The organism is Actinomadura rugatobispora (genome assembly GCF_042656285.1).
Classification (GTDB): Bacteria; Actinomycetota; Actinomycetes; order Streptosporangiales; family Streptosporangiaceae; genus Spirillospora; species Spirillospora rugatobispora.
Genome location: NZ_JBHSON010000052.1, coordinates 1 through 18287, shown reverse-complemented (window position 1 = coordinate 18287; position 18287 = coordinate 1). Strand labels below are relative to the sequence as shown.

General features: G+C 71.5%; 16 protein-coding genes. 10 read left to right on the top strand and 6 right to left on the bottom strand.

The features are described from left to right. Positions 1-3: 3 nt before the first annotated feature. Entirely contained in the window at positions 4-2556 is a 2553-nt protein-coding gene (locus ACFPZN_RS32025; protein WP_378286015.1) for a [protein-PII] uridylyltransferase, read from the top strand. 109 nt (positions 2557-2665) lie between these two features. On the opposite strand, the gene ACFPZN_RS32020 is transcribed toward ACFPZN_RS32025, so the two are convergent. After that, complete coding sequence (locus tag ACFPZN_RS32020; protein WP_378286014.1) at positions 2666-3571, bottom strand: hypothetical protein; 906 nt, start codon at positions 3569-3571, stop codon at positions 2666-2668. 66 nt (positions 3572-3637) lie between these two features. Next, complete coding sequence (locus ACFPZN_RS32015; protein ID WP_378286013.1) at positions 3638-4900, bottom strand: RNA polymerase sigma factor; 1263 nt, start codon at positions 4898-4900, stop codon at positions 3638-3640. Positions 4901-5148: 248 nt separating this feature from the next. On the opposite strand from ACFPZN_RS32015, the gene ffh reads away from it, so the two are divergent. From ffh to lepB, 7 genes are all read left to right on the top strand, one after another. Next, complete coding sequence (ffh, locus tag ACFPZN_RS32010; protein ID WP_378286012.1) at positions 5149-6723, top strand: signal recognition particle protein; 1575 nt, start codon at positions 5149-5151, stop codon at positions 6721-6723. 626 nt (positions 6724-7349) lie between these two features. Continuing rightward, a complete protein-coding gene (gene rpsP, locus ACFPZN_RS32005; RefSeq protein WP_378286011.1) occupies positions 7350-7814 on the top strand; it encodes a 30S ribosomal protein S16 in 465 nt (154 codons plus the stop codon). Between the two features lies 1 nt (position 7815). Continuing rightward, entirely contained in the window at positions 7816-8058 is a 243-nt protein-coding gene (locus ACFPZN_RS32000; RefSeq protein WP_151568089.1) for an RNA-binding protein, read from the top strand. Between the two features lie 2 nt (positions 8059-8060). Beyond that, a complete protein-coding gene (gene rimM / locus ACFPZN_RS31995; protein ID WP_378286010.1) occupies positions 8061-8585 on the top strand; it encodes a ribosome maturation factor RimM in 525 nt (174 codons plus the stop codon). Continuing rightward, positions 8582-9370 carry a tRNA (guanosine(37)-N1)-methyltransferase TrmD gene (gene trmD, locus ACFPZN_RS31990; protein WP_378286009.1) on the top strand — a complete coding sequence of 263 codons (789 nt, stop codon included), beginning with the start codon at positions 8582-8584 and terminating at the stop codon, positions 9368-9370. The genes rimM and trmD overlap by 4 nt, the downstream gene beginning before the upstream one ends. 131 nt (positions 9371-9501) lie before the next feature. After that, the gene (gene rplS / locus ACFPZN_RS31985; protein WP_067461562.1) at positions 9502-9852 is read left to right on the top strand and encodes a 50S ribosomal protein L19; all 351 of its coding nucleotides are present in this window, start codon (positions 9502-9504) and stop codon (positions 9850-9852) included. Between the two features lie 152 nt (positions 9853-10004). Further along, positions 10005-10895 (top strand): signal peptidase I, encoded by an 891-nt coding sequence (gene lepB, locus ACFPZN_RS31980; RefSeq protein ID WP_378286008.1) that lies wholly within the window; start codon positions 10005-10007, stop codon positions 10893-10895. 118 nt (positions 10896-11013) lie between these two features. Here lepB and ACFPZN_RS31975 read toward each other — a convergent pair whose 3' ends face one another. Beyond that, on the bottom strand, positions 11014-11958 hold the full coding sequence (locus ACFPZN_RS31975; protein ID WP_378286007.1) for a helix-turn-helix domain-containing protein: 945 nt from the start codon (positions 11956-11958) through the stop codon (positions 11014-11016). 1585 nt (positions 11959-13543) lie between these two features. Between ACFPZN_RS31975 and ACFPZN_RS31970 the strand changes: the two genes are divergently transcribed. Further along, complete coding sequence (locus ACFPZN_RS31970; protein WP_378286006.1) at positions 13544-14284, top strand: ribonuclease HII; 741 nt, start codon at positions 13544-13546, stop codon at positions 14282-14284. Then, positions 14281-14595: a DUF2469 domain-containing protein gene (locus ACFPZN_RS31965; RefSeq protein WP_378286005.1), complete on the top strand. Its 315-nt coding sequence runs from the start codon at positions 14281-14283 to the stop codon at positions 14593-14595. Before ACFPZN_RS31970 ends, ACFPZN_RS31965 begins: the two co-directional genes overlap by 4 nt. Here the strand turns inward: ACFPZN_RS31965 and dprA are convergent. From dprA to ACFPZN_RS31950, 3 genes are read right to left on the bottom strand one after another with little or no spacing between them, the layout of a single operon-like run. Continuing rightward, the gene (gene dprA / locus ACFPZN_RS31960) at positions 14589-15740 is read right to left on the bottom strand and encodes a DNA-processing protein DprA (protein ID WP_378286004.1); all 1152 of its coding nucleotides are present in this window, start codon (positions 15738-15740) and stop codon (positions 14589-14591) included. The genes ACFPZN_RS31965 and dprA overlap by 7 nt on opposite strands. Continuing rightward, positions 15737-17296: a YifB family Mg chelatase-like AAA ATPase gene (locus ACFPZN_RS31955; protein WP_378286003.1), complete on the bottom strand. Its 1560-nt coding sequence runs from the start codon at positions 17294-17296 to the stop codon at positions 15737-15739. Before ACFPZN_RS31955 ends, dprA begins: the two co-directional genes overlap by 4 nt. Next, positions 17297-17650, bottom strand: a complete 354-nt coding sequence (locus ACFPZN_RS31950) for a YraN family protein (protein ID WP_378286002.1) — start codon at positions 17648-17650, stop codon at positions 17297-17299. Positions 17651-18287 lie beyond the last annotated feature (637 nt).

Sequence of the window (18287 nt, the reverse complement as noted above, 5' to 3'; positions counted from 1 at the left end):
GGAGTGGCTCTGGTTCACGGATCGGTCGGGGGAGAGACCCGTACGGCCCGCGCAGCCCTCGTGGCGGCGCGGGCCGCACGGGCCGACGAACTGGATCGCTGGCTCGCCGGTCTGCTCGGCGTCCGGCGCACGGGTTTCGGTGACGACGGCGCGGGCGGCCTTCCGGCCCGCGGGAGAACAACGCGATCGACCGCGGGTCTCACGGCCGATCTGAGCGGCACGGACGGCGCGGATCAGGCGGGCCACGCGGCCGGCACGACCGCCCTGGGCGCCGCGGACGCCGCAGAGAACGAGAGTGCCCCGGGATCGCCGAACGTGCGTCGGGGCCGGCCGCTGGTCCCGAGCGGCGCGGACGGCGTCGCCCTGGTCGCCGTGGGCAGCCACGCCCGCCGGGAGCTGACTCCGGGCGGCGATCTCGACCTGGTGCTGCTCCACCGCGGCCGCCCGGACGTGGCGGAGGTCGCCGACCGTGTCTGGTACCCCGTCTGGGACTCGGGCATCCGGCTCGACCACTCCGTCCGCACGGTGCAGGAGGCCCGCGAGGTCGCCCGTACCGACATGAAGGCGGCCCTGGGCCTGCTCTCGGCGCGCCGCATCGCGGGAGAGCACACCCTGGTCGACGAGCTGCGCGCGGCCGTCCTGGCCGACTGGCGCGCCGACGCCAGGCGCAGGCTGGCCGAGCTGGGCGAGATGTGCCGGCGGCGCTGGGAGTCCAAGGGGGAGCTGGCCTTCCTCCTGGAGCCCGACCTCAAGGAGGCCCACGGCGGCCTGCGGGACGTCAACGTCATGCAGGCGGTCGCCGCGTCCTGGGTCGCCTCGGCCCCCGACGCGCGCGTGCGGGCCGCGCATGACTTCCTCCTGGACGTGCGGCACGTGCTGCACGAGGTGACGGGCAGGGCCAGTGACCGGCTCGTCCTGCAGGAGCAGGAGGCCGTCGCGGGCGCGCTCGGCCTGCTGGACGGCAACGTGCTGCTGCGCACGATCGCCGAGGCCGCCCGCACGATCACCTATGCGGGTGACCACCTCTGGCGGCGCGTCGAGCGTTTCTGCGCCCCGCGCCGTACACCTCTGGCTCGCGGTGCGCGGGGCCCCTCCGGGAGACGCGGCGTGGAACGGAGCCCCGTGGGAGACGGGGCCGTGGAGCAGGAGGGCGAAGTCGTCCTCGCCCGGGACGCGAACCTGGACGACCCGGCACTCGTGCTCCGCGTGGCCGCCGCCGCCGCACAGGCGGGCCTGCCCCTGGCCCCCGCCACCGTAGACCGTCTCGCCGAGCACGCGACGCTTCCGCCCACGCCCTGGCCCGCCCAGGCAAGGGACGCCCTGGTCTCTCTCCTGGGAGCGGGGCCGGCGGCCATCGGCGTATGGGAGGCCCTGGACCAGGCGGGCCTGATCGTACGGCTCCTCCCCGACTGGGAGAGGGTCCGCAACCGCCCCCAGCGCAACCCCGTCCACCGCTTCACGGTCGACCGCCACCTCGTGGAGGCCGCGACGGGCGCCGCCGCCCTCACCCGCGAGGTGTCCCGTCCCGACCTGCTGATCATCGGGTCGCTGCTGCACGACATCGGCAAGGGCTGGCCCGGCGACCACTCGGTCGGCGGCGCGGTCGTGGCCCGCGACCTGGGCGTCCGGATGGGCTTCGCCGACGAGGACGTGCGGGTCCTGGAGACCGTCGTGCGCTACCACCTGCTGCTCCCCGAGACCGCCACCCGCCGCGACATCGACGATCCCCGGACCGTCGAGGCCGTCACCTCCGCGGTCTCCGCCGTCCCCGGCCGGGAACGCGAGATCGTCGAGCTGCTGGCCGGGCTGGCCATCGCCGACGGCCTGGCGACCGGGCCCGGCGCCTGGGGCACGTGGAAGGCCGGGCTGATCGCCGAGCTCGCCCGCCGCGCCTCCGCCGCCCTCGCCGGCGGCACCCCGCCTCCACCGCCCGCCCTGAACCCCTCCCAGCTGGCCCTGGCGCGCCACGACGGCGGTTCGGTGCGCATCACCGGGTCGCACGTCACCATCGCCGCTCCGGACCGCTCAGGGCTCCTCTGGAGGGCCGCCGGGGTACTGGCCCTGCACCGCCTCGCCGTCCGGACGGCCCGCGTGTCGTCCCCGGCGTCCTCGGGCGGGTCCCGCCCGAGCACGGCCGTCCTGGAGTTCACCGCCGTGCCGGAGTACGGCAACCCGCCCGACCCGGCCGCGCTGGAGGCGGACCTGCGCCGCATGCTCGCCGACCGCCTCGACGTGGCCGCACGGCTGGAACGCAGGGCCCGGTCCTTGCGCGTCCGGCCCGGCGTGCCCGTCCCGCCGCCGCGGGTGACCATCGTGGACGACGCGTCCAGCACCGCCACGGTCGTCGAGGTGCGCGCCCACGACCGTCCGGGGCTCCTGTGGCGCGTCGGGCAGGCACTGGGGGAGTGCGGCCTCCAGGTGCGCGCCGCCCAGGTGGACACCCTGGGCGCCGACGCCGTGGACGTCTTCTACGTCGTCGACGCCTCAGGACTGCCCCTGACCGAGCCCGCGGAGCTCTCACGCGTGCGGCTGCACGTCCTGACCGCGCTGGGCTAGGAGAAACCTGGAAAAGAAGGCGGAGAGACGGTCACGGGGGCACAACCGTCTCTCCGCCGCTTATGTGGCCGGGACCCGTGGTCTGCGGGATCCGGGCCGGTCTGTGGGGTCAGGGGGCCGACGTCTGCGTCGAGGTGGGCGAAGGGGCGGTCGGCCTCTGCCGGGGCGCCCCTGAGGACTGCTCGTTCATGTCGCCGTCGGAATCCTGCTTGTCAGGCTTGGAACCGGCACCCTTGGAAGGCCTCGGGCCGTTGCCGTTGCCGTTGCCGTTGCCGTTGCCGTCGCCGTTGTCGTCATCGCCGCCGGAGCCCTCGTCCTCGCCCTGGCCGTCATTCCCCCTGTTGGGCCCTTTCGTGGACTTCTTCTTGTTGCCGTCGCCGGTTGCGGTGTCGTCCCTGCCCTGGGTCTTCCCAGGGGACGGTGTGAGCGCGGCGCAGTACCCCGGGACGCGATTGGCGCCGCCCGCCGCGTCCACCAGGGCACGCAGGGTCGGCTTGCCCAACTCCTGAGCGCGCCTGGGCGGGTCGACGGCCAGGTAGACGCGGCACAGGTTCACGAGGGCGGGACGCGAAGACTTGGGTGAGGCGGTACCGGACTTGGCGTGCGGCTCCGAATCGGGCCTCGCCGTGGACGTGCTCCGGTCCAGGGGGATCGAGGGCGGCGGGCTTTCCCGTCCGGACGACAGCGGGCCGACGGGCAACCCCATGGCCCCGCCCGCCAGCACCATGCCGCTCGCGGCGGTCGCCGTCCCCAGCACCACCGCCGCGATCTTCAGCGGCACCAGCCGCACGAACACCGACCCGCGCCGGCGTGCCGCGGCCGACCGCCGCACGGTCGCCACCTGGAAGGCCGAGACGGCCGCGTCCTCCCCGGCGAGCTCCCCGGCCCGCGCGGGCGCCGAGGCGGCGGCGAGAACGCCGGCGAGCGCCCCGGACCCGCTCCGGGGATCGCCGGGACCGCCGTCGAGCAGGCGCTCGGCGGCGTCGCGATCCAATCCGTGGCCGTAGGTGTTCATCTCACCCTCTTCAGCGCCACGGCCCCCGAACGTGTCACACCCGGCCCCCTGTTCCGTCACCGCGCCTCAACGAGAAGCATCCGCCGCTCCGCCAGGAAAGCATGGGCCGACGAGGCCGAGGCGTCCGCGCGAGCTTCCCAAGAACGTTCCATCGACCGGGAACCCGGCAGCCCCACCCCACCGGACGCTCCGGCGCCGCCAGCCGTCAATCCAGCGCCTGCCCGGCCCCTTCGGCACTTCGGAGGGGTCAACCCTCGGCATCGGGTCGGCCAAGGCGCCGCCGGGACCCTGCCAACCCTCAGAAGCGTCCACGGACGCGTGCGAGTCGGCGCCGCCCCGCGGATTCGCGCCATTGCACCCGTCGACGTTCGAGGCGGCGCTTCCTGTGGATGAGCCTTCCGGGAGGCGCATCTGCATGCTCACACCCGAGCCCTGTCGGTTGGTCTGGGGCGCAGTCGAAACCCCAGGAACATGGGCGCGGACCTTGGACGCTTGCCGTTCACTGGCCGGAGAACCGCCATCCCGGGTCCGCGCTGTGTCTCCAGATGCCGCGTTGGGCGGGTTGGACGCCGGCGAGTTCGTTGCGGAGTCCGAGACGGCCTGCGTTCCCGCTGCCGACTCTCGGGATCCCGCCGCGCCACCCGGTTGCGAGGCCTCGCGTGGGACCTTCCGCGAACGGCCTTCTCCCGCCTGCCCGGCGCCGGACGCAGGCGTATCGGAACGGTCCTCTACGGGGGGTGGAGACCCGTCCGAGTCATCGTTCACCGACGTGTTCAGGCGTTCGGACAGCCGGCGGAGCCCTCGGTAGGCGGCGGTCCGCACCGCGCCAGGACGCTTGCCCAGCACGCGCCCGGCCTCCTTCGCGTCCAGGCCGACCACCACGCGCAGCAGCACGGCCTCGGCCTGATCCCTCGGCAGACCGCAGATCAGGGCGATCGCCGAGTCGGTGGAGAGGCGTTCCAGCGCGTCCCGCTCCGGATCGTCCCGGCCCACCAGGTCGGTGAGGTCCTCGACGCGGACGCTGGTGTCGGGCCGGCGGCCGACCCGCCGCAGATGGTCCAGCGCCCGGTGCCGCGCGATCGTGGACGCCCACCCGCGGAACCGGTCGTAGTCGCCGCTGAACGAGCCGAGATCGCGGGCGATCTGCAGCCAGGCGTCGGCGGCCACGTCCTCGGCCTCGGCGCCGACCAGGGCCCGCAGGTAGCGCAGCAGCCGGGGCTGCAGGTCCCGGTAGAGCAGCCGGAACGCCTCGTCGTCTCCGGCCTGGGCGGCCCGCAGGGCCGTTTCGAGAGCCTGGTCGTCGGCCCGGGGCATCGCGCGTTCGCTCATGCGCCTCCGTCGTGCGGCCGCGGCCACGTGTTCACCTGGTGGTCCTCGGTGGGTGGGGGGATTCGGTCGGTCACAGGGGCCATGCCGGGTCGCCGCAGGGTACCCCTGAAGCGTTCAGCGTACGTAGCGGCACGAATGTCACACTCCGAACGGGAGAACCACCGTGAACTCGTCCAGGGTGGGACCTGCCCGCCGAACCGATACCCTGAGAGTTGATCCCAGAAGCTTCCAAGGACGGGTCCAGACACGTGTTCGAGACGCTCTCCGACCGGTTGACGACGGTCTTCTCGTCGCTGCGCAGCAAGGGCCGGCTCTCCGAGGCCGACATCAACGCGACGGCCCGCGAGATCCGTGTCGCGCTGCTCGAGGCCGACGTGGCCCTGCCCGTGGTGAAGGACTTCATCGCGCAGGTCAAGGAGCGGGCCCGGGGCGCGGAGGTGTCCCAGGCGCTGAACCCCGCCCAGCAGGTCGTCAAGATCGTCAACGAGGAGCTCATCAACATCCTCGGCGGCGAGACCCGCCGGATCCGCTTCGCCAAGAACCCGCCCACCGTGATCATGCTGGCCGGTCTGCAGGGCGCGGGCAAGACCACGCTGGCCGGGAAGCTGGCCCGGTGGCTCAAGTCCGAGGGCCACGCGCCCCTCCTGGTCGCCGCCGACCTGCAGCGGCCCAACGCCGTCCAGCAGCTCCAGGTGGTCGGGGAGCGCGCCACGGTGCCCGTGTTCGCGCCCGAGCCGGGCAGCGGCGTGGGCGACCCGGTCGACGTCGCGCGCCGCTCCATCGAGCAGGCCAGGCACGCCCAGCACGACGTGGTCGTCATCGACACCGCCGGCCGCCTCGGCGTGGACGCCGAGATGATGCAGCAGGCCGCCGACATCCGCGACGCGGTCAAGCCGGACGAGATCCTGTTCGTGGTCGACGCGATGATCGGCCAGGACGCGGTCACCACCGCCGAGGCGTTCCTGGGCGGCGTCGGGTTCGACGGGGTCGTCCTGACCAAGCTGGACGGCGACGCCCGCGGCGGCGCCGCGCTGTCGGTGCGGCACATCACCGGCCGGCCGATCATGTTCGCCTCCACCGGTGAGAAGCTCGAGGACTTCAGCGTCTTCCACCCGGACCGGATGGCCGGGCGCATCCTCGACATGGGTGACATCCTCACCCTGATCGAGCAGGCCGAGCAGGCGTTCGACACCGCTCAGGCCGAGCGGATGACCACCAAGTTCGCCTCGGGCGAGGACTTCACCCTCGAGGACTTCCTCGAGCAGATGATGATGATCCGCAAGCTCGGGCCGATCGGGAACCTGCTCGGCATGATGCCCGGCATGGGGCAGGTCCGCGACCAGGTCAGCCAGATCGACGACAAGGACCTGGACCGGGTCGCGGCCATCATCCGCTCGATGACCCCGCAGGAGCGGAGCAACCCCAAGGTCATCAACGGCTCCCGCCGGGCCCGTATCGCCAAGGGCTCCGGCGTGACCGTCGGCGAGGTCAGCAGCCTGGTCACCCGCTTCTTCGACGCCCAGAAGATGGTCCGGCAGATGGCCGGCGGCATGGGCATCCCCGGCATGCCGGGCCGCCGCAAGGCCGCGAAGGCGGCCAAGGCCAAGAACAAGAAGGGCAAGCAGCGCAGCGGCGACCCCCGCAAGCGCGCCGCCCAGCGGGACGGTGCCGACCTGGAGCCGCAGCAGCCCGCCGTCGACGGCGCCCCGCAGGGCCTGCCCCCCGGCCTCGGCGGCCAACTCCCCCCGGGCCTGGGAGGCCAACTCCCGCCCGGCTTCCAGATGCCCGACCTGAACAAGCTCCAAAGCCGCAAAAAGAAGTAACCCCGGCAACGCCGAGTCCGGACCAGCACCGCGTCCCGCACCAGCACCGCACTCCGCCCCGGTGTCGGCGCCCCACGTCGGCCCGGCACCCGGGGCCGGAGCTGCGCCCCGGCCCCGCAACGTCGAGTCCAGCCCGGCGACCCGGACCGGCCCGGCACCCCACCCCGAACCGGAAGCCGGGATCGGCACCGCCGGGCGGCGGCCGGCGCCCGGCGGTGCCGTCCTGGGCCGCCTAACCGGCGGCCTCAAGTCCGGCTCCGGACACATCAGTGGGTGAGTGTCACGCGCACGGCTGGGCGCCGGAACCGGGAGTGCTCGTCAGGTTGTAGTCAGATGTCCGAGTCAGAGCCGTCATGGCGGTGTCTGGTGTGGTTGGTGGGCCTGCGGTGGTGTTCCGTCAGGTTCCGCGGGACGGCTCCGCGGGCGGCGACGCGCGGAAGCGGCGCGTGTCACGGGGCGATTGCGCTTTTCTCGCGATCGTCTGGCAGAATGGCACGCTGGAAACCCGGAGTCGCCAGGCGCCCTCTCTCGTCCTGAGTGTCCGGAGTCCATCGAGTGGCCGATCGCCGGTGTCCCCACCTGGTAAGGCCCGCTCACCTGTATTCAGTCTGGAGAACACCACACCCGTGGCAGTCAAGATCAAGCTCAAGCGTCTGGGGAAGATCCGGAACCCGCAGTACCGGATCGTCGTCGCCGATGCCCGCACCAAGCGTGACGGTCGGGCCATCGAGGAGATCGGGCTCTACCACCCCAAGGAAGAGCCCTCGCGCATCGAGGTGAACTCCGAGCGCGCCCAGTACTGGCTGGGCGTCGGAGCGCAGCCGACCGAGCCGGTCCTCAGCCTGCTGAAGATCACCGGCGACTGGCAGAAGTTCAAGGGCGAGCCCGGAGCCGAGGGCACGCTCAAGGTGGCCGAGCCCAAGGCCGACAAGAAGGCCGCCTTCGAGTCGGCGGTCAAGGAGTCCATGGGCGACGTCGAGACCCCCGCCACCGCCACCAAGGCCAAGAAGAAGGCCGAGCCGAAGAAGGCCAAGGGCGAGGACGGCGCCGCCAAGGCCGACGAGAACACCGAAGTCAAGAGCGAGGGCTGACGTGCTCGAAGAAGCGCTCGAGCACCTGGTGCGCGGGATCGTCGAGCACCCGGACGACGTCCGGGTGCGCGCCCGCCGGATCAGGGGCGGCCGGGTCCTGGAGGTGCGCGTGCACCCCGAGGACCTCGGCAAGGTCATCGGCCGAAGCGGGCGTACCGCCAAGGCCCTGCGCACGGTCATCAGCGCCCTGTCCGGGGGCCGGTACGTGCGCGTCGACCTGCTCGACGTCAACGAGGTCCGCTGATCATGACCTCCCGCGGGCCGTCCGATCGGCTCGTGATCGGCCGGATCGGACGGCCGCACGGCGTCCGTGGTGAGCTCACCGTCGACGTCCGCACCGACGACCCGGATCTCCGGTTCGCGGCGGGCGCCGTGCTCGCCACCGACCCGGAGGCCGCCGGTCCGCTGACCATCGAGCGTGCCCGCCGGCATTCGGGCCGCCTGCTCGTGCGCTTCGCCGGGGTCGGCGACCGCGACGCCGCGGAGGAACTGCGCGGCGCCTGGCTGGTCGTCGACCCCGAGGACATCATCGACTCCGACGATCCCGACGAGTTCCACGACCAGGAGCTGGTCGGGCTCCGGGTCGTCACCGTCGCGGGGGAGGAGATCGGCGAGGTCGCCGAGATCCTGCACACCGGGCAGGACCTGCTGGTGATCGGCCGTTCCGGCGGGGGCGAGGCGCTGGTGCCGTTCGTGGCCGCGCTGGTCCCCGAGGTGGACGTCCCCGGCGGCCGCCTGGTGATCGACCCCCCGCCCGGCCTGGACCTATGAGACTCGACATCGTCACGATCTTCCCGGACTACTTCGCCCCGCTGGACGTCTCCCTGCTCGGCAAGGCCCGCCGGGCCGGCCTGCTCGACGTCCACGTGCACGACCTGCGGGAATGGACGCACGACCGGCACCGCACGGTCGACGACACCCCGTACGGCGGCGGACCGGGCATGGTCATGAAACCCGAACCCTGGGGCGAGGCCCTCGACACCGTCGCGCCCCCGGACGCGCCCCGCACGCCCCGCCTCCTCGTGCCGACGCCGAGCGGGCGCCCGTTCACCCAGGCGATGGCGGCCGAACTCGCCGCCGAAGAGTGGCTGGTGTTCGCCTGCGGCCGGTACGAGGGCATCGACACCCGCGTGGTCGAGGACGCCCGGACCCGGATGCGAGTCGACGAGGTCAGCCTCGGCGACTTCGTGCTCGCCGGCGGAGAGGTCGCCGTCCTGGTGATCGTGGAGGCCGTCGGACGGCTGCTGCCCGGCGTCCTGGGCAACGCCGACTCGGTGGCCGACGACTCGTTCGCCCCCGGCGCGATGGAGTCCCTCATCGAGGGCCCCGTCTACACCAAGCCCCCGATGTGGCGTGAACGCGCCGTTCCGGACGTCCTGCTGTCCGGCAACCACGGGGCCATCGCCCGCTGGCGCCGCGACGAGGCCCTGCGCCGTACCGCGCGCAACCGCCCCGAGCTGCTCGTCCGGCTGGATCCGGCCCTGCTCGACAAGCATGATCGGCGGGTGCTGGAAGAGGCCGGTTTTCCGGTCGACGGCGAACCTATGGCACACTAGAGCGTCACCGTGCGCGCTGCTGTGCGGTGCCCAGACTTCGAAGAAGATCCATTTCGCGCGGCGCGACGCCCCCCGCACCATCCTGACGGGGCCTCTCGACGTCCGCGTTCGACCTGCGAGGAACCGCTGCGATGCACACCCTGATCCAGGAGATCGAGAAGGCCGCGATGCGCGCCGACGTCCCGGACTTCCGTCCGGGCGACACGCTCAAGGTGCACGTCCGCGTCACCGAGGGCAACCGGAGCCGGATCCAGGTCTTCCAGGGCGTGGTGATCCGGCGGCAGGGCGGCGGCGCCCGCGAGACCTTCACCGTCCGCAAGGTCAGCTACAGCGTCGGCGTCGAGCGGACCTTCCCGCTCAACAGCCCCTCGATCGACAAGATCGAGGTCGTGACCCGCGGTGACGTGCGCCGCGCCAAGCTCTACTACCTGCGCAACCTGCGGGGCAAGGCGGCCCGCATCAAGGAGAAGCGCGACTTCTGAGTTTCGGCCTCCAACGCCCCGGGAACCCTCTGCGGTCGCCGGGGCGTTGCCCGTTTGAGGCGGGGTTGTACGTACGAAGCCCGACTCGACAGGGGACGACACGGGCCGCGGACGCGGTGCCGGGGCTTCCACGCCGATAGGCTTTCGTTCTGATGGACGATGAGGACGATCGGAGAAACGTGCGATCCGAGGCCGAGGGCGCGGTGCCCGACGAAGAGCAGACCGTGACCTCCGACCAGGAGCGCGACTCCTCCGATGGCAAGAAGAAGAAACAGGGGTCCTTCTGGAAGGAGCTCCCGATCCTGATCGGGGTCGCTCTGGTGCTCGCCCTTGTCATCAAGGCCTTCGCCGTCCAGGCGTTCTACATCCCGTCGGGGTCGATGGAGAACACCCTGCAGATCGGCGACCGGGTGCTGGTCAACAAGATCGTCTACCACACCCGGGACATCAAGCGCGGTGACATCGTCGTCTTCAACGGCCTCGACTCCTGGGACCCGGAGACGCAGGTCCAGGAGCCGAGCAACCCCGTCTCCAAGGTGCTCCGCGCCATCGGCGGCGCCTTCGGTGTCGCGCCCAACGAGAAGGACTACATCAAGCGGGTCATCGGCATCCCCGGCGACCAGGTGAAGTGCTGCGACGCCCAGGGCCGCGTCACGGTGAACGGCGTCCCCCTCAACGAGAGCTCCTACCTCTACACCGACCCGGTGACCCAGGAGCAGAACAAGCCGTCCAACGACCCGTTCGAGGTCACCGTCAAGGACGGCCAGCTCTGGGTGATGGGCGACCACCGCGAGCTCTCGTACGACTCCCGTTCCCACCGCGGCGACCCGGGCGGCGGCACCATCCCCACCAGCCGCGTGATCGGCCGAGCCTTCGTCATCGTCTGGCCGCTCAACCGCATCGACACGCTCCCCATCCCCAAGACCTTCGAACAACCGGCCATGAGCGCCGCCTCCGTAGCCCTCCCAGCCACCCCCATGGCCCTGGGCCTGATAGGCGCCGTCCCCATCACCTACCTGACCCGCCGCCTCCGCAACCGCTAGGACGCAGCGGTTCCCGCTGGCCGCCCACACCATCGAGCCCGAGCAATCACTGCCGCAAGACCCCGTCCGAGGTAAGCGGCACGGCTCCAAGCAATCGGAACCCAGCACAAGGCTCTCCTCACAAAAGCCGGTCCGCTAGCCACCGATATGCGGGGCGCATCTCCAGGTGCGAAAAGTGATCTTGCTGAACCAAGTGATCTGTAGGTGAGCACCCACGCCGGCGAGGTACGACCGGTCGCTGCCGTGCGATGCCCGGCTCCTCCAAGCCGCCGAAACAACACCAGCAGCACCCCCGCCACAGCGCATAGGAAAGATCGTCCGGAGCGGAACGCCGAGTGAAGGCTCCCCAGCCACCCGTGCGATGCCGCCGGCCCGCACCAGCAGCGCCCCCGCCACAGCGCACTGGAACGATCATCCGGAGCGGAACGCCGAGTGAAGGCTCTCCAGCCACCCGTGCGATGGCTGGCAGCACCGATACGGGTCCTGCCCGGCGAGCGCGAGGGTGCGGTTGAAGCGCTCGGCCCTGCCATGTGGGCACCGGATCCTCCTGGCCGCGTTCGACAGGCTGGAGCCGCACCGGCGGACAGCGGGGGGACACAACTGCGATGAGGCGCGTGGGCCAGGCTCTTGACTTGTTCAATCGAGGCCAGGTGCACGGTCTGCAGCCGTAGCGTCCAGGGTGCCGGTCGGCACTGGTCCGCAGTTTGACGTCCAGATGGATCATCTCGCCCGGCGCCGCGTGCTCATAGCGTTGCGGGCTCATGCGCGAGGCGCGGATCTGCTGCCCGGTGCCCGGGTCGCAGGCCGCCAGGGCGGGGACGCCGTGGCGGTGCAGGGTCCTGGTGACCGTGCGGGCTGGCCCCGGTCGCGCGGGCGTGCGGTCGGGCCCGGCACGCAGCTCGCGTCGGACCGCCGGCACCCGCTCGTCGACCTGGGCCGGGGTCCGCGACGGGCAGAAACGGGGTCCGCTGCGCCGATCGGCCAGCCCGTCCCAGCCCTGGTGGCGGAACCGGCCCATCCGCCGGTGCGCGTACTGGCGCGAGACCCCCAGCTCGGCCGCCACGTGCGCGTCCCTTCAGCACGACACGGCGAACCAGCAGGCATCTGCCGCGGAACGTCAGCCGGGCGTTAGCGTGACCCATCAAGACCCCAGGTCGTCGGTGAAGCGTGTAACTCCGCTACCGCCCGGAGGTCTTCTTGCTGATCAAACATCCACCGGTCACGTGTCACCAAGATCATGGTCAAGTCAGGTGGCGCGGGTGGGCTGCGCATCCCCCCGGTTGGTCAGGGCGCTGCGTCCGCGCCCGCGCCCGGTCGGGGCGCGCACGCGGAAGAGCTGGGACGTGCCGGCCGGGGACGCAGGGCGTCCCCGGCCTGGACGACGCCATGTACCGAGGAGCAGCAGGGATCTCGACGGGCGCCGTCGCAACCGGCCGTTCCCCCGGAGGGGCCCGCCGCCGACTAGCGCTGGATGGATATCCGCGACGAGTGCGAGCGGTCGCTGGTATCCACGCCCCGTGCGAGAGGCAGCGGCATCCGTATGGGTTTGAATGCCGGCCTGGGCTCGGATTCCCCTCCCGGGCGGCGATGCGCTGCGGCCGTCTGGCATGTGCGGGCGAGGGCTTGACGGGCACATACGCATGCAGTTTGACCCGGTTGCTGGTGCGCGGGGCCGTGTGGGGTTGGAGAGCGGGTGCAAACCGGGCGCTGCGGATGGGGCGGCGACCTCCCTCTGGATCACGTTGTATTGCCCGCCGCTGCGGATCGAGGGGTCTCCAATCGGTCAGGGACGCGGCATGGCTGCCGACGGCGGGCTCGAACGCGGCCGCCGCGACCAAGGTGGGCACCACCGCAACGGGCGCGCCGGGCGTCGTCAGCGCCGCCCAACGCATCGTGCTGCTGGACGCGGCGCTCTGCGGCTGGTGTGGCAATGCAGGTGGTGGGTTGCTCGGCACTCGCGCGGGCCTTTGAGCGGTCTGGCGCGCTGGAGCTGGTGGCGGCGCGGTCACCGCTGATGTGACACGTGCGGGTGGTGGCCGCATGGATGTCCGCGACGGGAGCGAGCGTGGTCGCTGGTGTGCGAGGCAGCGCAAGGGCGGCGACGTTGGTATGCCTGAATAGGGGGTTGGGCGCGAGTTTCCTCCCGGGGCGGTGGTGTGGCTGGGACGGTGTCGTGCCTGCGGGTGGTGGGGCGTGCTTGCTGGCGCGGGCCGGGGGGCTGCTTGCAAGTGGCGGTGGCTGGTGTGGCATGTGCGTGTGCTGGGGTTGATCGCACTTGCCCTTGAGTGGTCTGGTGCGAGGGTCCTTTTGGGGGGCACGGGGTAAGGCGTTGAGTCGCGGGCTGGGCGCGGGCTTCTTGCTGCGGTGGTGGTGTGGCTGCGGATGGTGTCGTGTGTGCGGGTGGGGCCGGGCGGCGCGGGTTGGTGGGGGCGCGCTGGGCGGGGCATGGGGTGGTGTTGCTCGTGTGTGGAGGAGCGGGGGCGGGGGCAGGGGTGTTGATCGGGTGGGGGCGTTGGCTTGTGAGGCGGGTTACTTCGTGGGATGGGGCCGGGTGTGGGCTGGTGATTCTTTCGGTGGTGGCATGGTGGGGTGCCCGAAGGGGGGATTCGGGGCGCCTTGAGGGGCTTCGGCGACGTACGCTGCGGAGCATGAAGGGTCGTCCACTCCGTTACACGCCGCGACGAGACGCAGGTTTGCACGCCTATGAGCGCGTCTTGGAGCATGCCGGATTGAGCCCGGTCGCGGGTGTCGACGAGGCGGGGCGCGGGGCCTGTGCGGGGCCGTTGGTGGTGGCGGCGGTGATTTTGCGCGGTGGACGGCGCGGCAGAATCGAAGGGTTGGCCGATTCCAAGTTGCTCACGCCTGCGCGGCGGGAGGTGCTGTACGAGCAGATCGTCCAGCGGGCGGAGGCGTGGAGCGCCATCGTCGTCCCGTGCCATGACATCGACCGGATCGGTGTGCATCGCTGCAATGTCACCGGGATGCGGCGGGCGCTGGCTGCGCTGGAGCGGCGGCCCGCGTACGTGCTGAGCGACGGGTTCAGGGTGCCGGGGGTCGGGGTGCCGGCCCTGGCGGTGATCAAGGGGGATCAGGTGGCCGCGTGCGTGGCCGCCGCGTCCATCGTGGCGAAGGTGACCCGAGACAGGATCATGGTGGAGCTCAATGGGCGCTATCCGCAGTACGGCTTCGATGTGCACAAGGGCTATGTGACGCGGGAACATTCGGCGGCGCTGGCCGAACACGGTCCGTGTCCTGAGCATCGGTTCTCCTTTGTCAATGTGGGGCGGGCCTTGCGTAAGAATGGGGAGGTGGCCTTGGGGGAGGAAACCGGGGGCGACCTCGTGGAAGAGGTCCCCGGCGACGGCCGGACGGAAGGGGCACGAGCGTGAGCGCCGAGGATCTCGAGAAGTACGAGACCGAGATGGAGCTGCAGCTCTATCGCGAGTACCGGGACGTCGTCGGCCTGTTCACCTATGTGGTCGAGACCGAGCGGCGCTTCTACCTCACCAACTCGGTCGACCTGCAGGTGCGCGACACCGAGAACGGCGAGGTCTTCTTCGAGGTCACGATGCAGGACGCCTGGGTCTGGGACATGTACCGGCCAGCCCGTTTCGTCAAGAACGTCCGTGTCGTCACCTTCAAGGACGTCAATGTCGAGGAACTGGCCAAGAGCGACTTCGAGCTGCCCTCCGATCAGTAGTCCCGGGATTTCGCCGCGCGGGTGAGGCGCCAGCCCTCGGGGGTGCGCTCGATGAAGCCTCCCGCCGACAGCAGCCCCAGCTTCCCGTTCACCGTGGGAAGGTCCATTCCGGCCTTGGCGGCGAGCTGCGCCGGGCCCGCCGCTCCGCGTGCCGGGAAGGCCTCCAGGACGCCCCGGGTGAGCCGGTCGAGGCGGTCGCGCGGTAACACCGGGGCCGAGGGACGCTGTGCCAGATCGGCGCCTATCCGCCCCACCATTTCGATGACCTCGTCGGAGCAGGTGACCAGTGTCGAGTCCGGGTCTTCTCGGAGCAGACGGAGGCATCCCGCGGACGAGCGGGAGTCCACCTGGCCCGGCACCACCATCAGGGAGCGGCCGAGCTTGCGGGCCCAGGCGGCGGTGTTGAGCGCCCCGCTGCGCTGCTCGGCCTCGACGATCACCGTGCCCCGCGACAGCGCGGCGATCACCCTGTTCCGGACGAGGAAGCGGAGCCGGTGCGGCGGGGTGCCCGGCGGTGACTCGCTGATCAGGAGGGCGCGCCGGGCCATTTCGGCGAAGAGGCCGTCATTGCCTCCGGGGTAGGGGACGTCCACGCCGTTCGCGAACACCGCCACGGTCATGCCGTCGGCGGCCAAGGCGCCGCGGTGGGCGGCCGCATCGATGCCGAGGGCGCCGCCGGAGACCACGGTCCAGTCGCGTTCGCTCAGTTCGGAGGCCATCTCGGCGGCCACGCGCAGCCCGTACCCCGATGCCGCGCGGGATCCCACCATGGCCACCGAGCGCAGGCAGTGGTGGCGAAGGTCGGCCGGGCCGCGCAGCCACAACGCGTAAGGGCGGGCCGCCTGGAGATCGTCGAGAGTGGTGGGCCATTCGGGGTCGCCGGGGCACACCAAGCGGATGCCCATCTCCTGACACACGGCCATATCCTCCTCGGGCGCGTTGGCCCGCAACCGGATCCGCCAGTGCTCCAGGCGCCGTATCTCACCTTCGGTGGCGGTCAGATCGGCGGGGAGCCGGCCGGTGCGGATCGCCTCGAGCGCGGCGGACGCGCCCACGTGATCGATGATCTGGTTGAGGAATGTGTCGCCCGGCTCGGCGATCCCGCACAGGGCCGCGCGCGCCGCACGCTCGTCGTCGCCGGTCATGGTCTCCTCCCGGTCCACAGGGCGAGGGCGCCGCCGATGTCGTCCTCGCCGGGTTCGTCGCGTCCTGCCAGGTCGGAGATCGTCCAGGCGACCCGCAGGATCCGGTCCAGGCCGCGGGCGCTGAGCGAGCCGTTCTGGAGCGCCTCGTCGGCGGCCATCATCGCCTCCGGCCGGGGCGTGTACCTGCGGCGCAGCTCGGGCCCCGGGATCTCGGAGTTGGACCGCCAAGGCGTGTCCGCCAGGCGTTTGAGGGTGCGTTCGCGGGCCAGCAGCACGCGCTCGGCGACCACGTCGCTGCTCTCGGCGAACTCCAGGTCGTAGCGGAGCTCGGCGCGGGTGGCGGGTGTGAGCTCCAGTTTGAGGTCGATCCGGTCGAGCAGGGGACCGGAGATCCGGCTGAGATATCTGCGCCGGATGTTCGGGGCACAGGAACAGTTGATCGTTTTGGCGGCCGCGCACGGACACGGATTCGCGGCCAGGACGAGGGTGAAGCGAGCGGGAAAGCTGGCCGTTCCCTCGGTGCGGGAGATCCGGACCTCGCCTTCCTCCAGGGGCTGGCGGAGCGCGTCGAGAACCCCGCGCTGGAACTCGGGCGCCTCGTCCAGGAACAGGATGCCGCGGTGGGCGAGCGAGACCGCTCCGGGCTGGAGCATCCGTCCGGAACCGCCGCCGACCATCGCGGGCGTGGACGCGGTGTGATGCGGCGCGTAGAAGGGCGCCTGGACGATCAGCGGCTGCCCCAAGGGCAGCGTGCCGGCCACGGAATGGATGGTCGTGACCTCCAGGGCCGCGTCCCGGTCCAGCGGCGGGAGTAGTGTCGGCAGGCGCTCGGCGAGCATCGTCTTCCCGCAGCCGGGAGGGCCGCTGAAGAAGAGGTGGTGCCCTCCCGCCGCGCTGATCTCCAAGGCGTGACGTGCCTCGGCCTGGCCTCGCACATCAGCCAGGTCGAGATCGCCACGGTGGCCCTGGTTGCGCAGCACCAGGCCGTCGGCCGACCGGCGCGGCGTCATGAGCTCCTCTACGGGCTCCTCGACCGGCGGCGGCTCGTCGCGCAGAAGGCAGAGCAGACCGCGCAGCGTCCCGGCCGAGATCACCTCCATATCGGGGACCAGTCTTGCTTCCGCGCTGTTGGCATGGGGGACGACGACCTTGCGGCAGCCCGTGTTGGCCGCCGCCAGGACGGCGGGCAGCACGCCCGGAATGGCCCGCAGCCGCCCGTCCAGGCCCAGTTCGCCGATCACCACCAGACCCGCGCAGGAAGTCGGCGGGACCGCCTCCGCGGCCGCCATCAGCGCCACCGCGATGGCCGTGTCGAAGATCGAACCCCGTTTGGGGAGGCTTGCCGGGAAGAGGGAGACGGTGACATGGCGGTTGGGCCAGTCCTCGCCGGAGTTGTAGACCGCGGCCCGGACCCGGTCGCGGGCCTCGTTGAGCGCGGCGTCCGGCAGGCCGACCAGATGCAGGCCCGGCACACCGCTGGTGATCGCGGCCTCGACGTCCACCACGAAGCCCTCTACGCCGACCAGTGAGACCGAACGCGTTCTGGCGAGGGCCATTCAGCACACCTCCCGCAGGTGCTGGATCGTGAAGCCGTCCCGGTCGATCACCAGGCCGAGCACATCGACGCCGACATTGGCCCCGGACACGCCGTTCTCGGCGGCCCACCGCCAGGCCAGCCGCCGTAAACGGACGGCCTTCTCCGGCGTGATCGCCTCCAGGGGGTCGCCGTAGTCGGTGGAACTTCGGGTCTTCACCTCGCAGACGACATGCCGCGTCCCGTCGTGCGCCACGATGTCGAGCTCGCCGTCGCGGCAGCGCCAGTTGCGCTCCAGGACCGTCCAGCCCAGGCGGGCGAGGTAGTCGGCGGCGGCACTCTCACCCCGCGCACCGAGGCTTTGGTTGGAGTTCATGGACCTCATCACCTCCGCCTACGAAGCTGCCGGAGGGGCGACGCGGCCAACAGTGGAATCCCGTTCTGTGGATAACTTTGCGTAGCGATGTAGGTGCGTAGAGTTTCGGTCGAGGCGACTTCGGTCTGAGTGCTGGTGCTTGGCACTGGTGGTTCTGCGACCGTGCGGCGCGCGGCCCTGTGCGCGGCCGCACGCGCCGCGCACGCGCTCGGGCGGTTCGCGCGACCGCCAGGGGAGACCGGTCCGCGCTCCTGCGTGATCAGGGCGTGAGCCGAGGTGAGGGGGGCGAAGTACGTCCGGGCAGCCGTGGAACTCCGCCGAAATGATCGTCTTGGCGAGGACCAAGGGAGTTGAGGGTGATGGCCGGGGTTGGCCGCCCCCGCTCTGGCCAGGCTGCTGCCGGCGGCCAGGAATCCGGCGGCATGGATACGCGGTGGCATGGATACGCGGCGGGGTGGGATACGGGGCCGGTTTGGATGCGCGCGGGGATGCGCGGAAGTTGGGATGCGCGGAAGTTGGGATGCGCGGGGGCTGGGATGCGCGGGGGCTGGGATGCGCGGGGGATGCGCGGCGGGTTGGGGTGCGCGGGGGATGCGCGGCGGGTTGGGGTGCGCGGGGGGATGCGCGGGGGGTTGGG